This window comes from Streptomyces sp. NPDC059850, from assembly GCF_042731515.1.
In the GTDB taxonomy this organism is placed as follows: domain Bacteria; phylum Actinomycetota; class Actinomycetes; order Streptomycetales; family Streptomycetaceae; genus Streptomyces.
Genome location: NZ_JBHWJI010000071.1, coordinates 27,674 through 45,529, shown reverse-complemented (window position 1 = coordinate 45,529; position 17,856 = coordinate 27,674). Strand labels below are relative to the sequence as shown.

4 protein-coding genes and 1 pseudogene are annotated in these 17,856 nt (G+C 73.9%); 1 reads left to right on the top strand and 4 read right to left on the bottom strand.

Going from position 1 to position 17,856, the window contains the following annotated elements; translation table 11 throughout:
* Positions 1-3,907: pseudogene (locus ACFV9T_RS37540) on the top strand (hypothetical protein); the annotation flags it as partial.
* 12 nt (positions 3,908-3,919) lie between these two features.
* Here the strand turns inward: ACFV9T_RS37540 and ACFV9T_RS37535 are convergent.
* From ACFV9T_RS37535 to ACFV9T_RS37520, 4 genes are all read right to left on the bottom strand, one after another.
* A complete protein-coding gene (locus ACFV9T_RS37535) occupies positions 3,920-13,480 on the bottom strand; it encodes an Ig-like domain repeat protein (protein WP_385447054.1) in 9,561 nt (3,186 codons plus the stop codon).
* 159 nt (positions 13,481-13,639) lie between these two features.
* Positions 13,640-15,196, bottom strand: a complete 1,557-nt coding sequence (locus ACFV9T_RS37530; RefSeq protein ID WP_385447052.1) for an APC family permease — start codon at positions 15,194-15,196, stop codon at positions 13,640-13,642.
* Positions 15,197-15,231: 35 nt separating this feature from the next.
* On the bottom strand, positions 15,232-16,698 hold the full coding sequence (locus ACFV9T_RS37525) for an aldehyde dehydrogenase family protein (RefSeq protein ID WP_385447050.1): 1,467 nt from the start codon (positions 16,696-16,698) through the stop codon (positions 15,232-15,234).
* A complete protein-coding gene (locus tag ACFV9T_RS37520; RefSeq protein WP_385447048.1) occupies positions 16,695-17,852 on the bottom strand; it encodes an aromatic ring-hydroxylating dioxygenase subunit alpha in 1,158 nt (385 codons plus the stop codon). Before ACFV9T_RS37520 ends, ACFV9T_RS37525 begins: the two co-directional genes overlap by 4 nt.
* Between the last annotated feature and the right edge of the window lie 4 nt (positions 17,853-17,856).

Sequence of the window (17,856 nt, the reverse complement as noted above, 5' to 3'; positions counted from 1 at the left end):
CGAACCGGCCCGCGGGCACCCGCCCGCCCCCGGGCCCGCCGACGCGGCGCGGGCGGCCGAGTCGGCGTACGACGCGGAGCGGCGCGCCGCCGAGGCGCTCGGCGCCGAGCCGCGCCTCATCGAGCTGCTGGGCCTTCCCCAGCCCACCGCAGCCATCCCCGCCGCCCGCGCCTCGGCCGCCGAGTCCCCGCGTACGGGCTGGATCACGGTCCGGGTGGACGACGACCCCGACGCGGACGACATGCTGGGCCTGTCCCAACTCCCCGCCGCCTTCCGCGCGGACCCCGCCACCCGCTCCCAGGACGAAGGCGCGCTGGACCCCACCGCCGACCACGAGTACGCCCCCGACACCCCCCACGAAGCCCGAGGCCCGCGCACGGCGTTCGCCGTCGAGGAGGGAAGCCCGGACGACGCGCCCCACGAGGCGGCCCCCGGCGATCCCGCCCCCAGCGGCCGCACCCACCCCGCAGACTCCCGCCCCCGGGGCCGAGTGACGGTCCGCATCGAGGACGGGCCCGCCGCCCCGGAAGACGGCGACGGCACGCAGGCCACCGGCCCCCGACCAGCGGGCCGGGACGCAGCCCGTGCGGGGGAGGAGCGGCCGGAGACCGGCGCTGCGGATGGCGCTGGGGCCGAGGGCACCGGCGCCCGCATGCGGGCCACTGGCGCTGCGGATGAACGCGGCGTGTCGTCGTCGGCCGGGGCCGAGCGCTGGGGTGCGCCCACGGCGCGTGCGGGCGACGGCGCCGTCTCCGGCACCGGCCGTGCGCGGGGCACCAGTGCGGCGGACGAGAGCGCTGGCCCGGTCGCTGACTCCGTTGTGGCGGAGGCCGATTCGCAGGCTGCGCGGGGCGGCACGGACGCCCGTACCACCCGCACGCGGGCCACCGACGGCGTGGGCGAGAGCGGTGTGCCAACCGCTGCGCGCGTGTACGCGGCCGATTCGCCGCCGCCCGGGCGGGTGTCGGCCCGGGTCGGGGACGACAGCGAGGGCGACGGCGGCGACCCGACGGCCGCCGAGGCCGACGCCGACGAGCAGGCGCCGGAATCCGGTCAACCGCACCCAGCGGAAGACGCGCAGGACTGCTGGGACCCCGAGGTCGGGGACGGCGAGACGGGGCCCGCTGCCCCGGACAACGCGCCGCCGCGGCGGCCCGTGGGCGACGGGCCGCTGACCGCCGAGGAGCTGGACCGGAACGCCGACGCGCTGCGGGAGCTGCTGGAGGAGAGCGTGGCCTCCGCCGAGCGGCAGCTGTTCGACCTGCGGACCGCCGCCGCCGACGACTCCCGCATCCTCGCCGCGCTCGGCGACGGCGGGCTGCTGCCGCCCAGCACCGACGTGCTGGCCGCCGTCGAGTACCTGGGCGAGCACGGCATCCCCGCCCTGCCCGGCTGGCGCTACCTGGCCCAGGCCGTCGACCCCGTCGACCACGCGGCCGTGCTCGCGGCCCGCCCCGAGCTGGTGGATGGCGTCGTCATCACGGACCCCGACACCCACGCCCGCGCCCGCGAGGTGCTGGCGCAGGCGTCGCTGCTGCCGCGTTCGGCCGTCGCGGTCGGGACGGCCGCCGCGCTGCTCGCGCCGACGCCCGCGCCCGAAGAAGGCGCGGAGAGCGGGGTGTTCCTCGTACCGCCGAACCCGGCGATGCACGACGAGCGCGCCGCCGACGACGAGCGGCGCGGGCTGCGGGACCGGGCCACCGCGCGGGACGAGGAGATCCGGGCGCTGGCCGCCCGGCTGGGCGGGGACCGGGCGCTGGCGGCCCGGCTGGCGTCGTGGCGCGACGGCTGCCCGGCCGGGCGGCTCACCGAGCTGGCGGCGGCGGCCGAGGGTGCCGCGGAGTCGGCCGAGGCGGCGCAGCGGGAGCTGGTGGAGGCGCGTACGGCCCGGGCCGAGGCGGACGAGGCGGCCACCGAGGCGGCCCGGGTGCGGGACGAGCGGCAGGAGGCCGCACAGCGGGCCCGCCGGGTGGCGGACGCGCTGGCGGGCCTCGCCTACCGGCTGCGCGAGCGCGCCAACTGGCAGACCCGGCTGCGCGAACTCGCCGACGAGGCGGCCGAGGCCGAGGAGCAGGCCGCCGCCTGCGTGGACCGGGCCCGCGCCGCCGACGAGGACCGGCGCGCGGCCCAGCGCGCGGCCGACGACGCGCACCGCACCGCCCGCGCCCTGCGCGCCGAGCGGGCGGAGATCGCGGGCGCGCCCGACGACCTGGGTGAGGACACCGAGCCGCCCACCGCGTCGCTGCCCGCGCTGCGCGAGGCGTACCGCGCGGCCTCCCAGGTGTACGAGAAGGTCGGCGTCGGCGCCGACCTGCGGGCCGAACAGGCCCGCGCGGAGAGCGACGAGAGCGCGGCGCTGGCCAGCCTCGACCGGCTCACCAACAAGGTCCGCACCCGCGCCGCCCAGCTCCTGGAGGGCACGGACGGGGCGGACGGCCCGTCCCGGCAGGCCGCCGCGGCCCGCGCCGAATCGCTCGTCCAGATGCTGGAGACCCGCGCGTCGACGGCGAGCGAGCAGCTCGGGCGGCTGCGCGGCGAGGCCGAGCGGCTGGCCCCGGCCGACGGCGACGACGCCCACACCGTCCTGCCGGACGAGATGGCACCGGCCGACGCGGAGCAGGCGAAGGAGCTGCTGCGCACGGCCAACGGCGAACTGGCCGCCCGTACGGACGCGCTGGACACCGCCCGCACCGCCCACGCCGACCTGCTGCGCGCCCACCGCTCCGCCGAGGACGCGGCGGGCGGTTTCGACGAGACCGCCGCCCTGCTGCGGGACCTGCTCCGCGACGGCCCGGGCGCCGAGGACGACGGCGAGCGCCCCGACCCGTACGCGGGCGGCCTGGACGAGGCCCGGCAGGCGGCCACCGAGGCCCGCCGCTCGCTGCGCGGCTGCGCGGCCGATCTGTCGGGCGCCGAGTCGTCGGTCCGGGAGGCGAGCGACGTCCTCGTACGGCACGCCAACTCCACCCGCTACGAGCAGGTCCGCACCCCGGCCCGCCAGCAGATCCGCGAACTGCCCGCGGCCGCGCTGCCCGAGCACGCCGCCGCCTGGGCGGACGCGTTCGCGCCCCGGCTGCGCGTGCTGACCGACGAGCTGGAGCAGCTGGAGCGCAACCGCGACTCCATCGTGGACCGGCTGCGCGGCCTGGTCGAGTCCTGCCTGGCCACGCTCCGCTCGGCGCAGCGGCTCTCCCGGCTCCCGGAGGGTCTTGGCGAATGGTCGGGGCAGGAGTTCCTGCGGATCCGTTTCGACGACCCGGACCAGGCGACGCTGACGGAGCGGCTGGGCGAGGTCATCGACGAGGCGACCCACTCGGCGGTCAAGAAGAACTCCGACCTGCGCCGGGACGGCATGTCCCTGCTGCTGCGCGGTGTCTCGGCGGCGCTCCAGCCGCGCGGGGTGGCCGTGGAGATCCTGAAGCCGGACGCGGTGCTGCGCGCGGAGCGGGTGCCGGTCGGGCAGATGGGCGACGTGTTCTCCGGCGGCCAGCTGCTGACCGCCGCCATCGCCCTGTACTGCACGATGGCCGCGCTGCGCAGCAACGACCGGGGCCGCGACAAGCACCGCCACGCGGGCACGCTCTTCCTCGACAACCCGATCGGCCGCGCCAACGCCACGTATCTGCTGGAGCTGCAGCGGGCGGTGGCGGACGCGCTGGGCGTCCAGCTGCTCTATACGACGGGCCTGTTCGACACCACGGCGCTGGCCGAGTTCCCGCTGGTGATCCGGCTGCGGAACGACGCGGACCTGCGGGCCGGGCTCAAGTACATCAGCGTCGAGGAGCATCTGCGGCCGGGCCTGCCGACGCAGGACCCGGAGGGGGAGCAGGTGCACGGCCAGATTACGGCGACGCGGATGTACAAGCGCCCGGAGGGGGACGGGACGCCCGCCGACGCGGCGGAATAGAAGCACACAGCCTCAGTTCACCGTCTGGGTGCGGGTCGCCGAGGAGGCGGAGTAGCCGACGCTGCCGTTGTAGTTGGCGGTGATGGTGTGCGTCCCCTTGGGCAGCGGGTTGAACACCGCGCTGGCCGTGCCGTTCACGAGCGTCACGGTCTGCGGGGTGCGCCCGGGGATGGAGAGCGTGACGGTCCCGGTGGGCGTGCCCGAGCCGGGGGCGACGGGGGACACGGTCGCGGTGACGGTCACCTGCTGGCCCGTCGTCGAGGGGTTCGGCGAGGAGTTCACGGCCGTGGTGGTGGCCGCCTTGGTGACGGTCTGGGTGTCGGTGTCGCTGGAACTCGCGTAACTGTCGTTGCCGTTGTACGTGGCCGTGAAGGTGAACGGGCTGCCGGTGGTCGTCGTGTAGGTGTGGGTGACGAAGGCGAAGCCGAAGAAGAGCGACACCGTGGAGGTCGGGGTGCCGTCGCCGAAGGCGAAGGTGACGGTCCCGGTCGGCGTTCCGGACGGGGACGTGACGATGGCCCTCAGGGTGACCGACTCACCGACGACCGAAGGGCCGCTCAACGAGGTCGTCGTCGTGGTGGTCGCGGCCTTGGTACCGACGGTCTGGGTGTCGGTGCCGCTGGACGCGGTGTGGTTGGTGCTGCCGTTGTACGCGGCCGTGATGAGGAAGGGGCTGCCGGTCCTGCTGGCGTAGGTGTGGGTGGTGGTGGCGATGCCGCCGGAGAGGGTGGCGGTGGCGTTGCTGGTGCCGTCGCCGAAGCTGAAGGTGACGGTTCCGGTGGGGGTTCCGCTTCCGGGTGCGACGGAGGCCACGGTGGCGGTGATGGTCACCGACTGCCCGGCCGACGAGGGGTCCGGCGTGGACGTCACGGCCGTGGTGGTGGCGGCCCGGCTGACGGCCTGGGTGTCGGTCCCGCTCGACGTGGCGAAGTTGGCGTCGCCGTTGTACGTGCCGGTGATGGTGTACGGGCTGCCGGAGGTCCCGGTGTAGGTGTGGGTGGTGGTGGCGATGCCGCCGGAGAGGGTGGCGGTGGCGTTGCTGGTGCCGTCGCCGAAGGCGAAGGTGACGGTTCCGGTGGGGGTTCCGCTTCCGGGTGCGACGGAGGCCACGGTGGCGGTGATGGTCACCGACTGGCCCGCCACCGACGGATCGGGCGAGGAGGCCACGGTCGTGGTGGTGGCGGCCGCGTTGACGGTCTGGGTGTCATTCCCGGTGGACGTGGTGAAGTTGGCGCTGCCGTTGTACGTGGCCGTGACGGAGAAGGGGCTGCCGCTGCGCACGGGATAGGCGCGCGTGGCGGTGGCGACACCACCGGTCAGGGTGGCCGTGGTGCTGCCCGAACCATCCCCGAAGGTGAAGGTGACGGTTCCGGTGGGGGTTCCGGTTCCGGGGGCCTGGGGGGAGACGGTGGCGGTGAAGGTGACGTTCTGGCCGGTGACCGAGGGATCGGGCGAGGAGGCCACGGCGGTCGTCGTGGCGGCCGGGTTGACGGTGTGGGTGTCGGTGCCGCTCGACCCCGTGAAGTTGGTGTCGCCGTTGTACGTGGCGGTGATGGCGTACGGGCTGCCCGCGGCCGACACGTAGGCACGGGTGAGGGTGGCGATGCCGCCGGACAGCGGCGCCGTGGTGCTGCCCGAACCATCCCCGAAGGTGAAGGTGACGGTTCCGGTGGGGGTTCCGCTTCCGGGGGCCTGGGCGGTGACGGTGGCGGTGAAGGTGACGTTCTGGCCGGTGACCGAGGGATCGGGCGAGGAGGCCACGGCCGTCGTCGTGGCGGCGGCGTTCACGGCGTGGGTGTCGGTGCCGCTCGACCCCGTGAAGGAGGCATCCCCGCCGTAGGTGGCGCTGATGGTGTACGGGCTGCCGGAGGTGGCGGTGTAGGTGTGGGCGACGCTCGCCAGGCCCCCGGTAACGGGCGCGGTGGCGGTCGGGGTGCCGTCGCCGAAGTCGAATGTGACCGTCCCGGTGGGCGTTCCGGAGCCGGGGGCGACCGGTGCCACCGTCGCGGTGAGGGTCACGGACTGGCCCGCCACCGACGGGTCGGGCGCGGAGACCACGGCCGTCGTCGTCTCCGCCGTGGTGACGGTCTGGGTGTCGGTGCCGCTGGACGAGATGAAGCTCGCGTCCCCGTCGTAGTTCGCGGTCACCGTGTACGGACCACCGGCGGCCGCGTACGTGTGGCTGATCGTGGCGACCCCGCCGGAGAGCGGCGTCGACGCGACCGGGGTGCCGTCCCCGAAGTCGAAGGTGACGGTCCCGGTCGGCACCCCCGCGCCCAGCTCGATCGGCGCCACCGTGGCGGTGAGGGTCACGGACTGGCCCGCCACCGAGGGGTCGGGCGCGGAGGTCACCGTGGTGACGGTCGGCGCCGGACCGACCGTGTGGATGTCCGTGTCCGAGGAGAGGCTGAAGTTGCTGTCCCCGCTGTAGTGCGCGGTCACCGTGTACGGGCTGCCGGTCGCGGTGGCGTAGGAGTGGGTGGCGGTCGCCACCCCGCCGGTGACGGGTGCCGTGAGGCCCTCCGTACCGTCCCCGAAGTGGAAGGTGACGGTGCCGGTGGGCACCCCGGCCCCGGGCGGGGTCGGTTCCACGAGCGCGGTGAACGTCACCGACTGCCCGGTCACCGAGGGGTCCGGGAAGGAGGTGAGCGTGGTCATGGTGGTGGCGGCCCCGGCCGCCACCGTGTGGGTGTCGGTGGCGCTCGCCCCCGTGAAGTCGGCGTCGCCGCTGTAGTCCGCGGTGACCGTGTACGGGCTGCCCGCCGAGTCCGCGTACGCGTGGGTGGTGGCCGCCACCCCGCCGGAGACCGGCGCCGTGACGGGCGGGGTGCCGTCCCCGAAGTCGAAGGTGACCGTGCCGGTCGGTGTTCCGGCGCCCGGTGCGACCGCCTCGACCTCGGCGGAGAAGGTGACCACTTCCCCGGCCACGGACGGGTCCGGCGAGGTGAACAGGTGCAGGCCGGAGGAGGCTTGACCCACGGTCTGGGTGTCGGTCCCGGTGGAGGCGGTGAAGCGCGGATCGCCGCCGTAGTCGGCCGTGATGGTGTACGGGCTGTCCGACGTACCGGCCCAGGTGTGGGTGGCCGTGGCCACGCCCGCCGCGACCGGCACCGCCACGGGCGCCGTACCGTCGCCGAAGTCGAAGGTGACGGTCCCGGTCGGCTCACCCGCCCCCGGCGCGACCGGCGCCACGGTGGCCGTGACGGTGACCTCCTGCCCCGCCACCGAGGGGTCCGGCGCCGAGGCCACGGTCGTCGTGGTCGCCGCCGGGCCGACGGTGTGGGTGTCGCTTCCGGTGGAGGCGGTGAAGCCCGGGTCGCCGCTGTACTCCGCGGTGATGGCGTACGGGCTGCCGGTGGTGTCGGTCCAGGTGTGGGTGAGGGTGGCGGTGCCGCCGGTGAGCGGCGCGGTGACGGGCGGGGTGCCGTCGCCGAAGTCGAAGGTCACGTTGCCGGTCGGCACCCCCGCCCCCGGCGCGACCGGTGCGACCGTGGCGGTGACGGTCACCTCCTCGCCCGTCACCGAGGGATCCGGCGCCGTGCCGACCACCGTGGCCGTCAGCGCGGGCTGCACGGTGTGGGGTTCGACCCCCACCGACTCGGTGAAATCGGCGTCGCCGTCATAGTGCGCGCTGACCGTGTACGGGCTGCCGGCCGCGCTCGCATAGGCGTGCACGGCCGTCGCCACACCCTCCGTCACCGGGACGGTGACCGGCGCGCCGCCGTCGCCGAAGTCGTACGTCACCGTCCCGCCCGGCGCACCGCCCCCCGGCGCGTCCGGCGTCACCGTCGCGAGGAACGTCACCGGCTCGCCCGTCACCGACGGCTCCGGCAACCCCCTGAGCGTGGTGGTGGTCGCGGCCGGGGCGACGGTCTGGGTGTCGGTGCCGGTGGACGGGGCGAAGTCGGGGTCGCCGTCGTAGTCGGCGGTGATGGTGTACGGGCTGCCCGCCGTACCGGCCCAGGTGTGGGTGAGGGTGGCGGTGCCGCCCGTGAGCGGTGCGGTGACGGCCGGGGTGCCGTCCCCGAAGTCGACGGTCACGGTGCCGGTCGGCACCCCCGCGCCCGGCTCGACCGGCGCCACGGTCGCGGTGAGGGTCACCGGCTGACCGGCCACCGAGGGGTCCGGTGCGGAGGTCACCGTCGTCACTGTGGTGGCCGGGTCGACGCTCTGGGTGTCGCTGCCGGTGGACGGGGCGAAGTCGGCGTCGCCGTCGTAGTCGGCCGTGATGGCGTACGGGCTGCCCGACGTACCGGCCCAGGTGTGGGTGGTCGTGGCCACGCCCGCCGCGACCGGCACCGCCACGGGCGCCGTGCCGTCGCCGAAGTCGAAGGTGACCGTCCCGGTGGGGGTTCCGCCGCCCGGTGCGACCGCGGCCACGGTGGCGGTCACGGTGACCGGCTGGCCGGTCACCGACGGGTCGGGCGACGAGGCGACCTCGATCGCGGTCAGGGCCTGGTCGACGGTGTGGGTGGCGGTCCCGGTGGAACCGGTGAAGTCCAGGTCGCCGCCGTAGGTGGCGGTGACGGTGTACGGGCTGCCGGAGGTGGTGGCGTAGGCGTGCTCGGCCGTCGCCACGCCGTCCACGATGAACCCCTCGGCCGGGTCCGTGCCGTCGCCGAAGTCGAAGGTCACCGTCCCGGTGGGCGAGCCGTCGCCCGGCTGCTCCGGGGCCACGGTCGCCGTGAAGGTGACCTGCTGCCCGGCCACGGACGGGGTCGGCGCGGAGGTCACCGTGGTGGTCGTCGTACCCTGCACCACCGTGTGGGATTCGGTGGCCACCGAGGACGTGAAGTCGCCGCTGCCGTCGTAGGTGGCGGTGATGGCCAGCGCGCCGGGGTGGGTGTACGCGTGGTCGAGGATGACCGCACCGCCGGTCAGCGGCACCGTGACGGGTGCGGTGCCGTCGCCGAAGTCGAAGGTCATCGTCCCGTCCGGCGTCCCGGCCCCCGGCGCCACCGGGGTGACGGTCGCCGTGATGGACACCGCTTCGCCCACCACCGAGGGGTCGGGCCCGGCGGTCAGCTCCGTGGCGGTCGCGGCCGGGAGCACGGTGTGGGAGACGGTGTTCGTGGACGCGTTGAAGTCCGCGTCGTCGCCGTAGGTCGCCGTGATGGTGTACGGGCTGCCGCCCGTGCCGGTGTACGCGTGGGTGACCGTCGCCAGCCCGCCCACCGCGTCGGCCGTGACGGTCGGGGTGCCGTCGCCGAAGTCGAAGGTGACCGTGCCGAGCGGAGTGCCCTCCGCTGGGGCGAGGGCGGTGACGGCCGCGGTGATGGTCACCGACTGCCCGGCTGCCGACGGGTCCGGCGACGAGAAGACTCTGATGGCGGTGTCTGCCGCGTTGACGGTCTGGGTGTCGGTGTCGGTTGACCCGGCGAAGCTGGCGTCCCCGTTGTAGGTGGCGGTGACGGTGTACGGGCTGCCGGTGGTGTGGGCGTACGCGTGGACAGCGGTCGCGACGCCGCCGTCGAGGGGAGCCTGGAGGGGGTCGGTGCCGTCGCCGAAGTCGAGGGTGACCGTGCCGCTCGGGGTCCCGGCGCCCACACTCACGGGCGCGACGGTCACGGTGACGGTCACCGGCTCGTCGACGACGGACGGGTCCGGGGCGGTGCTCACCGTCGTCGTGGACGCGGCCAGGATGACCGTCTGGTCGTCGATTCCGGCCGACCCGGCGAAGTTGCTGTCGCCGCCGTAGACCACGGTGATCGGGTACGCGGCGCTGGCGGCGGTGTAGATGTGGGTGACCGATGCCGAGCCGCCCGTGAGCGGGACGGTGGCGGTCGCGGTGCCGTCACCGAACCTGAAGGTCACCGTCCCGGTCGGAGTGCCCGAGGCGGGCGGGACGGCCACGACGGTCGCGGAGATCGTGACCTCCTCGCCCACGACCGACGGGTCCGGGTCCGAGGTCACCGTCGTCTCCGTGGTCGAGACGCTCGCGTCCACGTCCTGCGCGGTGGTCCCGGTGGAGGTGGCGAAGTCGCCGTCACCGCTGTACGTGGCGGTGACCGTGTACGGGCTGCCCGCCGTGCTGGTGTAGGCGTGCGCCGCCAGGGCCCGGCCGCCGGAGACCGGTTCGGTGACGGTCGGGGACCCGTCGCCGAAGTCGAAGGTGACCGTGCCGGTCGGCGCACCGGCGCCCGGTGGGGTCGGCGACACCCGGGCGATCATCGTCACGCTCTGGCCCACCGCCGACGGATTCGCCGATGACGTCACCCGGGTGACGGTCTCCGCCGGGTCGACGGTGTGGACGATGGTGTCCTCGGACGGGGCGTAGTCGGCGTCTCCGCTGTACTCGGCGGTGATGGTGTACGGGCTTCCGGACGCGCTGGCGTACGCGTGAGTGACCGTCGCGGTGCCCGCCACCAGCTGGACCGTGACCATCGGGGTGCCGTCGCCGAAGTCGATGGTGGCCGAACCGGTCGGGACGCCGGACGCGGGCGAGCCGGGCACCACGGTGACCGTCACTGTCTCGCCCGTCACCGAGGGTTCGGACTCGGCGGAGACCACGGTGGTGGTCGTGGCCTGGTCGACGCTCTGGAAGGTGGTGCCGGTGGACGCGGTGAAGTTGAGGTCCCCGCTGTAGGCGACGGTGACCGGATACGGGACGAGCGCCGCGTGGGCGTAGGCGTGGGTGACGGTGGCGGCGCCGCCGACCAGGGGCGCGGTGGCGGGCGCGGTGCCGTCGCCGAAGTCGAAGGTGACCGTGCCGGTGGGGGTTCCGGTGGCGGGCGGGGCGGCCTCGACGGTCGCGGTGAAGGTGACCGTCTCGCCCGTCACCGAGGGCTCCGGCGCGGACGACACCAGCGTCGTCGACCCGGCTTGGACGACCTCGTGGCTGTCCGACGCCCCGGAGGCCAGGAAGTTGGCGTCCCCGCTGTAGGTGGCCTCGACCGTGTACGGGCTCTGGTCCACCTCCGGGTTGGTGTGCTCGACCGTCGCTGTACCGCCCACGACGGGCGCCGTGACGGGCGGGCCGCCGTCGCCGAACTCGAACGTCACCGTCCCCGTCGGCGTCCCGGACGCCGGGGCCTCGGGGACGATCTGCGCGACGAACACCGTCGACTGGCCCACCGCGGACGGGGCGGGCACGGCGCTGAGGGCGGTGGCGGTGTCGGCCTGTTCGACGGCGTGGGTGTCGGCGCCGGTCGATCCCGTGAAGTCGGTGTCGCCGTTGTACGTGGCGGTGACGGCGTACTCGTCGGCGTCGGCGTAGCTGTGGGTGCTGGTGGCGACGCCGCCAGTCAGGGGCGCGGTGGCGGGTGGCGTGCCGTCGCCGTAGTCGAAGGTGACGGTGCCGGTGGGGGTGCCCGCGCCGGGCGGGAAGGCCGTGACCGTCGCGGTGAAGTCCACCGGTTCGCCCACCACGGACGGATCGGGCGCGGTGGTCACGGCGGTGGCGGTGTCGGCGGGTGCGGTGGTGTGGGTGTCGTCGCCGGTCGACCCGGTGAAGTCCGCGTCCCCGCTGTAGGTGGCGGAGACGGCGTACTCGGCCGCGTCGGCATAGGTGTGGCTGGCCGTCACCGTGCCGCCCACCAGCGGGGCGACCACGGCCGGGCTTCCGTCGCCGTAGTCGAAGGTGACGGTCCCGGTGGGGGTGCCCGCGCCGGGCGGTACGGCCGCCACCGTCGCGGTGAAGTCCACCGGCTCGCCCACCACGGACGGATCGGGCGCGGGGACCACGGACGTCGTGGACGCGGCCTGACCCACCGTCTGGACGCCGGTCTCCACGGAGGCGATGAAGTCGGCGTCGCCACTGTAGGTGGCGGTCACCGTGTACGGGCTGCCGGAGGTGGTGGCGTACGCGTGGGTGGTGCTGGCCGTGCCGCCCACCAGCGGGGCGACCACGGCCGGGGTGCCGTCGCCGTAGTCGAAGGTGACGGTCCCGGTGGGGGTGCCCGCGCCGGGCGGGACGGCCGCCACCGTCGCCGTGGCGGTCACCGGCTCTCCGGTCACGGACGGATTCGGCGCGAGGACCACCGAGGTGGCGGTGGCCGCCTGGTCGACCGTCTGGGTGTCCAGCCCCGTGGAGGCCGTGAAGTTGGCGTCGCCGCTGTAGTCCGCGGTGAGGGCGTACGGGCTGCCGCCGGTGTCCGCGTAGACGTGGTCCACGGTCGCCGCGCCACCCTCCAGCGGCAGGGTCACCGGGGGAGTGCCGTCGCCGAAGTCGAGCGTCACCGTGCCCGTCGGCGTACCGGCTCCGGGGGCCACGGGGGCGACCCGCGCCACGAGCGTCACCGGCTGCCCCGCCACGGACGGATCGGGCGCGGAGGTCAGCGTGGTCTCGGTCGCCGCCTCGTCCACGGTCTGGGTGTCGTCGCCGGTGGAGGCCGTGAACAGGACGTCGCCGCTGTAGGCGGCGGTGACGGCGTAGGGAGCGCCCGACGGCGTGGCGTAGGCGTGGGTCACCGTGGCGGTGCCGCCCTCCAGCTGGGCCACCACGGCCGGGGTGCCGTCGCCGTAGTCGAAGGTGACGGTGCCGGTCGGGGTGCCCGCCGTGGGCGGGACCCCGGTCACGGTGGCGGTGAAGGTCACCGGCTCGCCGACGACGGACGGGTCGGACGCGGAGACGACCGCCGTCGCCGAACCCGCCTGATAGCCGAAGGCGCCGGGCACCGTGACACTGCCCCCCGGCGTGGTGACGGTGATGTCGGCGGGCCCGGGCCCCGCCGCAGGGGGCGTCACCACGACGATCAGGGTGTCCGAGTACGCGCGGAAGGACGCCGCGGGAACGCCGCCGACGGTGACCCCGGTGACCCGGCTGAGCGCCGTACCGGTCAGGACGAGGGTCGTTCCGCCCGCGATCGACCCGGTCGACGGGGTCACACCGGTGACGGTCGGCACGCCCACATAGGTGTAGAGCAGCGGGTTGCTCACCCCGCCGATCGCGGTGACGTAGACGGCGACGGTGCCCGGCCCCGCGGCGGGCGGTACGGCCACCAGGAGCTGCTGGTCGGAGACGGGCGTGGGGTGCGCCGTGCCGTCGCCGAAGTGCACCAGCTGCGCGGTGCTCAGGCCGACGCCGCTCAGCTCGACCACGTTGCCCCCGCCGACCGGACCGGCGGCGGGCTCGATGCCCTGCAGACTGGGCCAGCGCAGATAGAAGAAGTAGCCGATGACGGCGCTGCCGCCGGGCGTGATGACCGAGACCGGGACCGCTCCGTAGCCGGGCGGGCTCACCGCCAGGATGGTCGCGTCGTCCAGGACGGTGAAGCTCGCCGCCGGACGGGACCCGAAGCGCACGGCCGTGGCGTTGCTGAAGTTCGTGCCGATGAGGGTCACCAGGGTGCCGCCGCTGTACGAACCCTGGTCGGGGAAGACACCGGAGAAGCGGTTGAGGAGTTCTTCGAACGTGTCGAAACGCCCGGTACGCAGCCCAGGGACGTCGGCGGCGGCCGTGAGACGGGCGACGACGAGCCCGGCGGGGAGGCCCGAGGCGCCCCGTACCACGAGCGGGGCCGGTACCCCGAGCGTGCGGACGACCTGGCGGGAGACCGGGTCGATCACGGCGACGCGGTTCCCCCGGTGGTCGGTGAGGATGATGAGCCCGTCCGGGCGATACGGAGTCAGCATGACGGCGCGCCTTCCACTCCTCCGGAAAGGATGGGCGGCCCGCCGGATATTGACGGACTCAGTAACCCATTCAGGTGAGGGCGAAGGCAACGCCGCGCACAGCGGATCACCCGAACGGCGGAGCGCGGAGAGGCAGCCCCTCCGCGCTCCCCGCGCCGGTCAGACCGTGGCGGCCGGGTCGCTGTCCGTCGTGCCGCTGTCCGTCCCGGTCGCCGCCGCGTGCTCGGCCAGCACGCCCGTACGGTGGCGCTGGACGAACCAGTAGTACGCGAACCCGCCGAGCGCGACCGTCCCCACGAAGAGGAACGCGCCCCAGCGCAGATACCAGTGGTGCGGCGGAGCCGCGTTGTAGACCGCGTCGCGCGGCCACGCCAGGTTGAGCGTCATGCCCGCGCCCCACAGCACCGCGAGTACGTTGACCGGCAGCCCGAACCGTCCCAGCGAGAACCGCCCCTCACCCGCCGGAGTCCACCGGCCGCGCACCCTGGCCACCAGCATCGGCAGCGTGACCAGCAGATACGCCACGTAGATCATGATGATGCCGATGCTGGTCACCACCGAGAAGATCTGCGGCTGACGGATGTTCACGGCCAGCACGCCCAGTGCGAGCAGGCCCACGATCACCGCGGGCAGCACCGGGGTCTGGAAGCGCGGGCTGACCCGGGCCATCAGCGACGCGGCGGGCAGGTTGTTGTCCCGGGACATCGCGAACGCCAGCCGCACCGCCGCCGTGTGCACGGCCAGCGCGCACACCGTCACCGCGATCAGCACACACCACAGCATCGCCTTGCCGACCGTCGGCCCGAGCACATCGAGCACCACATACTGCAGACCGTCCGTGGACAGCCCCTCGCCGGTCAGGCTCCCGACGCTCATCAGCGCCAGCAGCAGGATCAGCCCGCCCAGCGCGAACGACGCGATGAGCGCGCGCAGGATCGCCCGGGGCGCGTTGCGCGACGGGTCCAGGGACTCCTCGCCGAGGGAGGCCGCCGTGTCGAAGCCGTACATGACGTACGCGGAGGCCAGCGAGGCGGTGAGGAAGGCGCCCAGATAGCCGAGGTTCTGCCCGGAACCGGTGTGCGCGGTCTCCGTGACGACGCCCGGACCACGCACCACATGGACGGCGAGCAGGACGATCAGCACGACCGTGGCGACCAGCTCCAGGAACACCCCGGCCGTGTTGATCCGCGCCATCAGCTTCACCCCGAAGGCGTTGACCAGCGTGGTGAAGAGGATGAGGACGGCGGCCAGCAGCACCGCGTTGGTCGCCGTGTCATACGTACCGGAACCGTCCCCGATGAACTGGAACGCCGAGGATATCTGCGGCAACGTGAGCTGATAGGCGAGCGCGACGGCGGCCAGCGACACGATGGAGGCGACCAGCATCATCCACCCGGCCAGCCAGCCCACATGCGGGTTGCCCAGCCGCTTCGCCCAGTTGTAGACGGATCCGGCCACCGGATGGCGGGCGGCCAGCTCGGCGAAGCACAGCGCGACCATGAGCTGCCCGCCGAACACCATGGGCCAGGACCACCAGTAGGCGGGTCCGCCCTGGGCGAAGCCGAAGTAGAAGAGCTGGAAGGTGCCGGTGAGGATGGAGATGTAGCTGATCCCGGCGGCGAAGGTGTGGAAGCTGCCGAGGGTTCTCTTCAGCTCGGGGCGGTAGCCGAACTCGGTGAGTTCGGCGTCGTCCTGCGTAGTGGACACGGTGGACACTCCAAAATGTCGGGCGGGCGAGCCCGAGGTGTGGGTCAGGTGAACCAACCCTGAGGCCTGGGGTGGGTGTTGCACCAGATGTGTTTCGCCTCGCGATATTCGGCGAGCCCACTCGGCCCCAGTTCCCGACCCGTCCCCGACTGCTTGAACCCGCCCCACTCCGCCTGCGGCACCGACGGGTGGTAGTCGTTGATCCACACGGTGCCCAGCCGCAGCCGGGACGCGACCCGCCGCGCCCGCCCCTCGTCGCAGGACCACACCGCCCCGGCCAGCCCGTACACCGTGTCATTGGCCAGCCGTATCGCCTCCTCCTCCGAAGCGAAACGCTCCACCGTGAGCACCGGCCCGAAGGACTCGTCGGCCAGCACCGACATCCCGCTGTGGCAGCGGTCGAGCACCGTCGGCCGGTAGTAGAAGCCGTCCCGCAGCTCCGGATCCTCCGGGCGGCGGCCGCCGCAGCGCAGCCGGGCGCCCTCCGCGAGCCCGGTGGCCACGTACGCCTCGACCTTCGCCCGGTGCGCGGCCGAGATCAGCGGACCGGTCTGGGCCCGCTCGTCGAACGGCCCGCCGAGCCGGATCTCGCGGGCGCGGCGCACCACCTCCTCCACGAACGCGTCGTGCACCGGGGTCTGTACCAGCAGCCGGGCACCGGCCGAGCAGACCTGCCCGGAGTGGAGGAAGACGGCGGTGAGCGCGTAGTCGACGGCGCTCTCGAAGTCCGCGTCCGCGAACACGATGTTGGGGTTCTTGCCGCCCAGCTCCAGAAAGGTCCGCTTGACCGTGCCGGAGGCCGCCGCCATGACACGGCGCCCGGTGCGCAGCCCGCCGGTGAAGGACACCAGGTCCACATCGGGGTTGTCGGTGAGCGGGGCGCCCGCCTCGGCGCCAGGACCCAGCACCAGGTTGGCCGCCCCGTCCGGCAGCCCCGCCTCCGCCAGCAGCCGCATCAGCGCGATGGCCGTGGACGGGGTCAGCTCGCTGGGCTTGAGGACGATGGCGTTGCCCGCGGCGAGCGCGGGTGCCACCTTCCACGCCGTCTGCAGCAGCGGATAGTTCCACGGGGTGATCAGCGCGCACACCCCGACCGGTTCGTAGACGATCCGGCTGACGGCGTCCTCGGTGCCGGTGTCCACGATCCGCTCCGCCTCGGTGCGCACCAGCTGCCCGTAATAGCGGAAACACGCGATCACGTCGTCCACGTCCCGGCCGCTCTCCGCCAGCCGCTTCCCCGTGTCCAGCGACTCCGCGCGGGCCAGGGCAGCCTTGTCGCGGGCCAGCAGACCGGCCACCCGCAGCAGCAGATCACCGCGGGCGGCCACCGGGGTGCGCGGCCACGGGCCGTGGTCGAAGGCCTGCCGGGCGGCGGCCACCGCCTCGGCCGCGTCCTTGCCGCCGCCCTCGTCCACGACGGCCACCAGCGAGCCGTCGGCCGGACACCTGATCTCCCGGGTGCGTTCGTCGATGGCCTCGGTCCACTGGCCTCCTATGAAGAGGTCCCTCACGGGCATTCCTCCGCTTCCGGGGTCGGGACATGGTCGGTCACCCATTGGTGAAAGGCACCGATGTGGTGTTCGCTGGGCACCAGCACCCCGCCGCCGCGATAGGCGCGCGAGTGCATGGCGGGCTGGGTGCGCTCACAGGCGTCGAAGTCCTGGGTGTTGACCCGGTGGAACAGCTCGACCGACTTGGACAGATCCCGCTCCGACGCCACCACCTCCGGCGCGTACAGCCAGTCACAGGTGATCAGCGTGCGGTCGGCGGCGAGCGGGAACATCCGGTGGACGATCACATGGTCCGGGACCAGGTTGATGAACACCTGCGGCCGCACGGTGATCGCGTAGTAGCGGCGGTCCTGGTTCTCGGCGATGCCGTCGAACCGGTCGAAGCCCGCGCTGCCGTCCACCGTGAACCCCTGGGCCTCCTCGGCGAACTCGGCGCCGTGCCCCACGAAGTACTGCGCCGCCAGACCGTCGGCGAACTCCGGCAGCACCTCGGTCAGTTCGGGGTGGATCGTCGCGCAGTGGTAGCACTCCATGAAGTTCTCGACGATCAGCTTCCAGTTGGCCTTGATGTCGTACTCGATCCGGCGGCCGAGCGACAGCCCCGCCACGCCGTACCGCTCCACCGCCTCGGTGTCGCCCAGCCGCTCGGCGACCGCCCCGACGACGGACTCCTCGAACGACGGCGGCTCATCGGCCAGGCACACCCAGGCGTACCCCAGCCACTCGCGCAGCCGCACCGGCAGCAGCCCCCGCTCGCCACGGTCCACATCGGGCATCCGCTGGAGGTTCGGGGCGGCGGTGAGCCGTCCGTCCAGGTCGTACGTCCAGGCGTGGTACGGGCACTGGAGCGAGCGCCGCACCGTGCCCGACTCCTCCGTGCACAGCTGGGCGCCGCGGTGGCGGCAGATGTTGAGGAACGCGCGCAGCTCACCGGCGCGATTGCGGGTGATCAGCACGCTCTCCCGGCCCACCTGCACGGTACGGAACGCCCCCGGCCGGTCCAGATCGGCGCTGCGCACCGCGCAGAACCACATCGCCTCGAACAGGTGCTCCTGCTCCCGCCGGAAGACCGAGGGGGAGGTGTACCAGGGGCCGGGGAGGGTGGTGATCAGGCTGGAGGCCGGGGCGGCGGGGGATTCAGGAGCCACGGTCATGGGA

Excerpts from the sequence above, each read along its gene's own strand:
- ACFV9T_RS37535 (WP_385447054.1), bottom strand. The coding sequence starts at position 13,480 with ATGCTGACTCCGTATCGCCCGGACGGGCTCATCATCCTCACCGACCAC.
- ACFV9T_RS37520 (WP_385447048.1), bottom strand. The coding sequence starts at position 17,852 with ATGACCGTGGCTCCTGAATCCCCCGCCGCCCCGGCCTCCAGCCTGATC.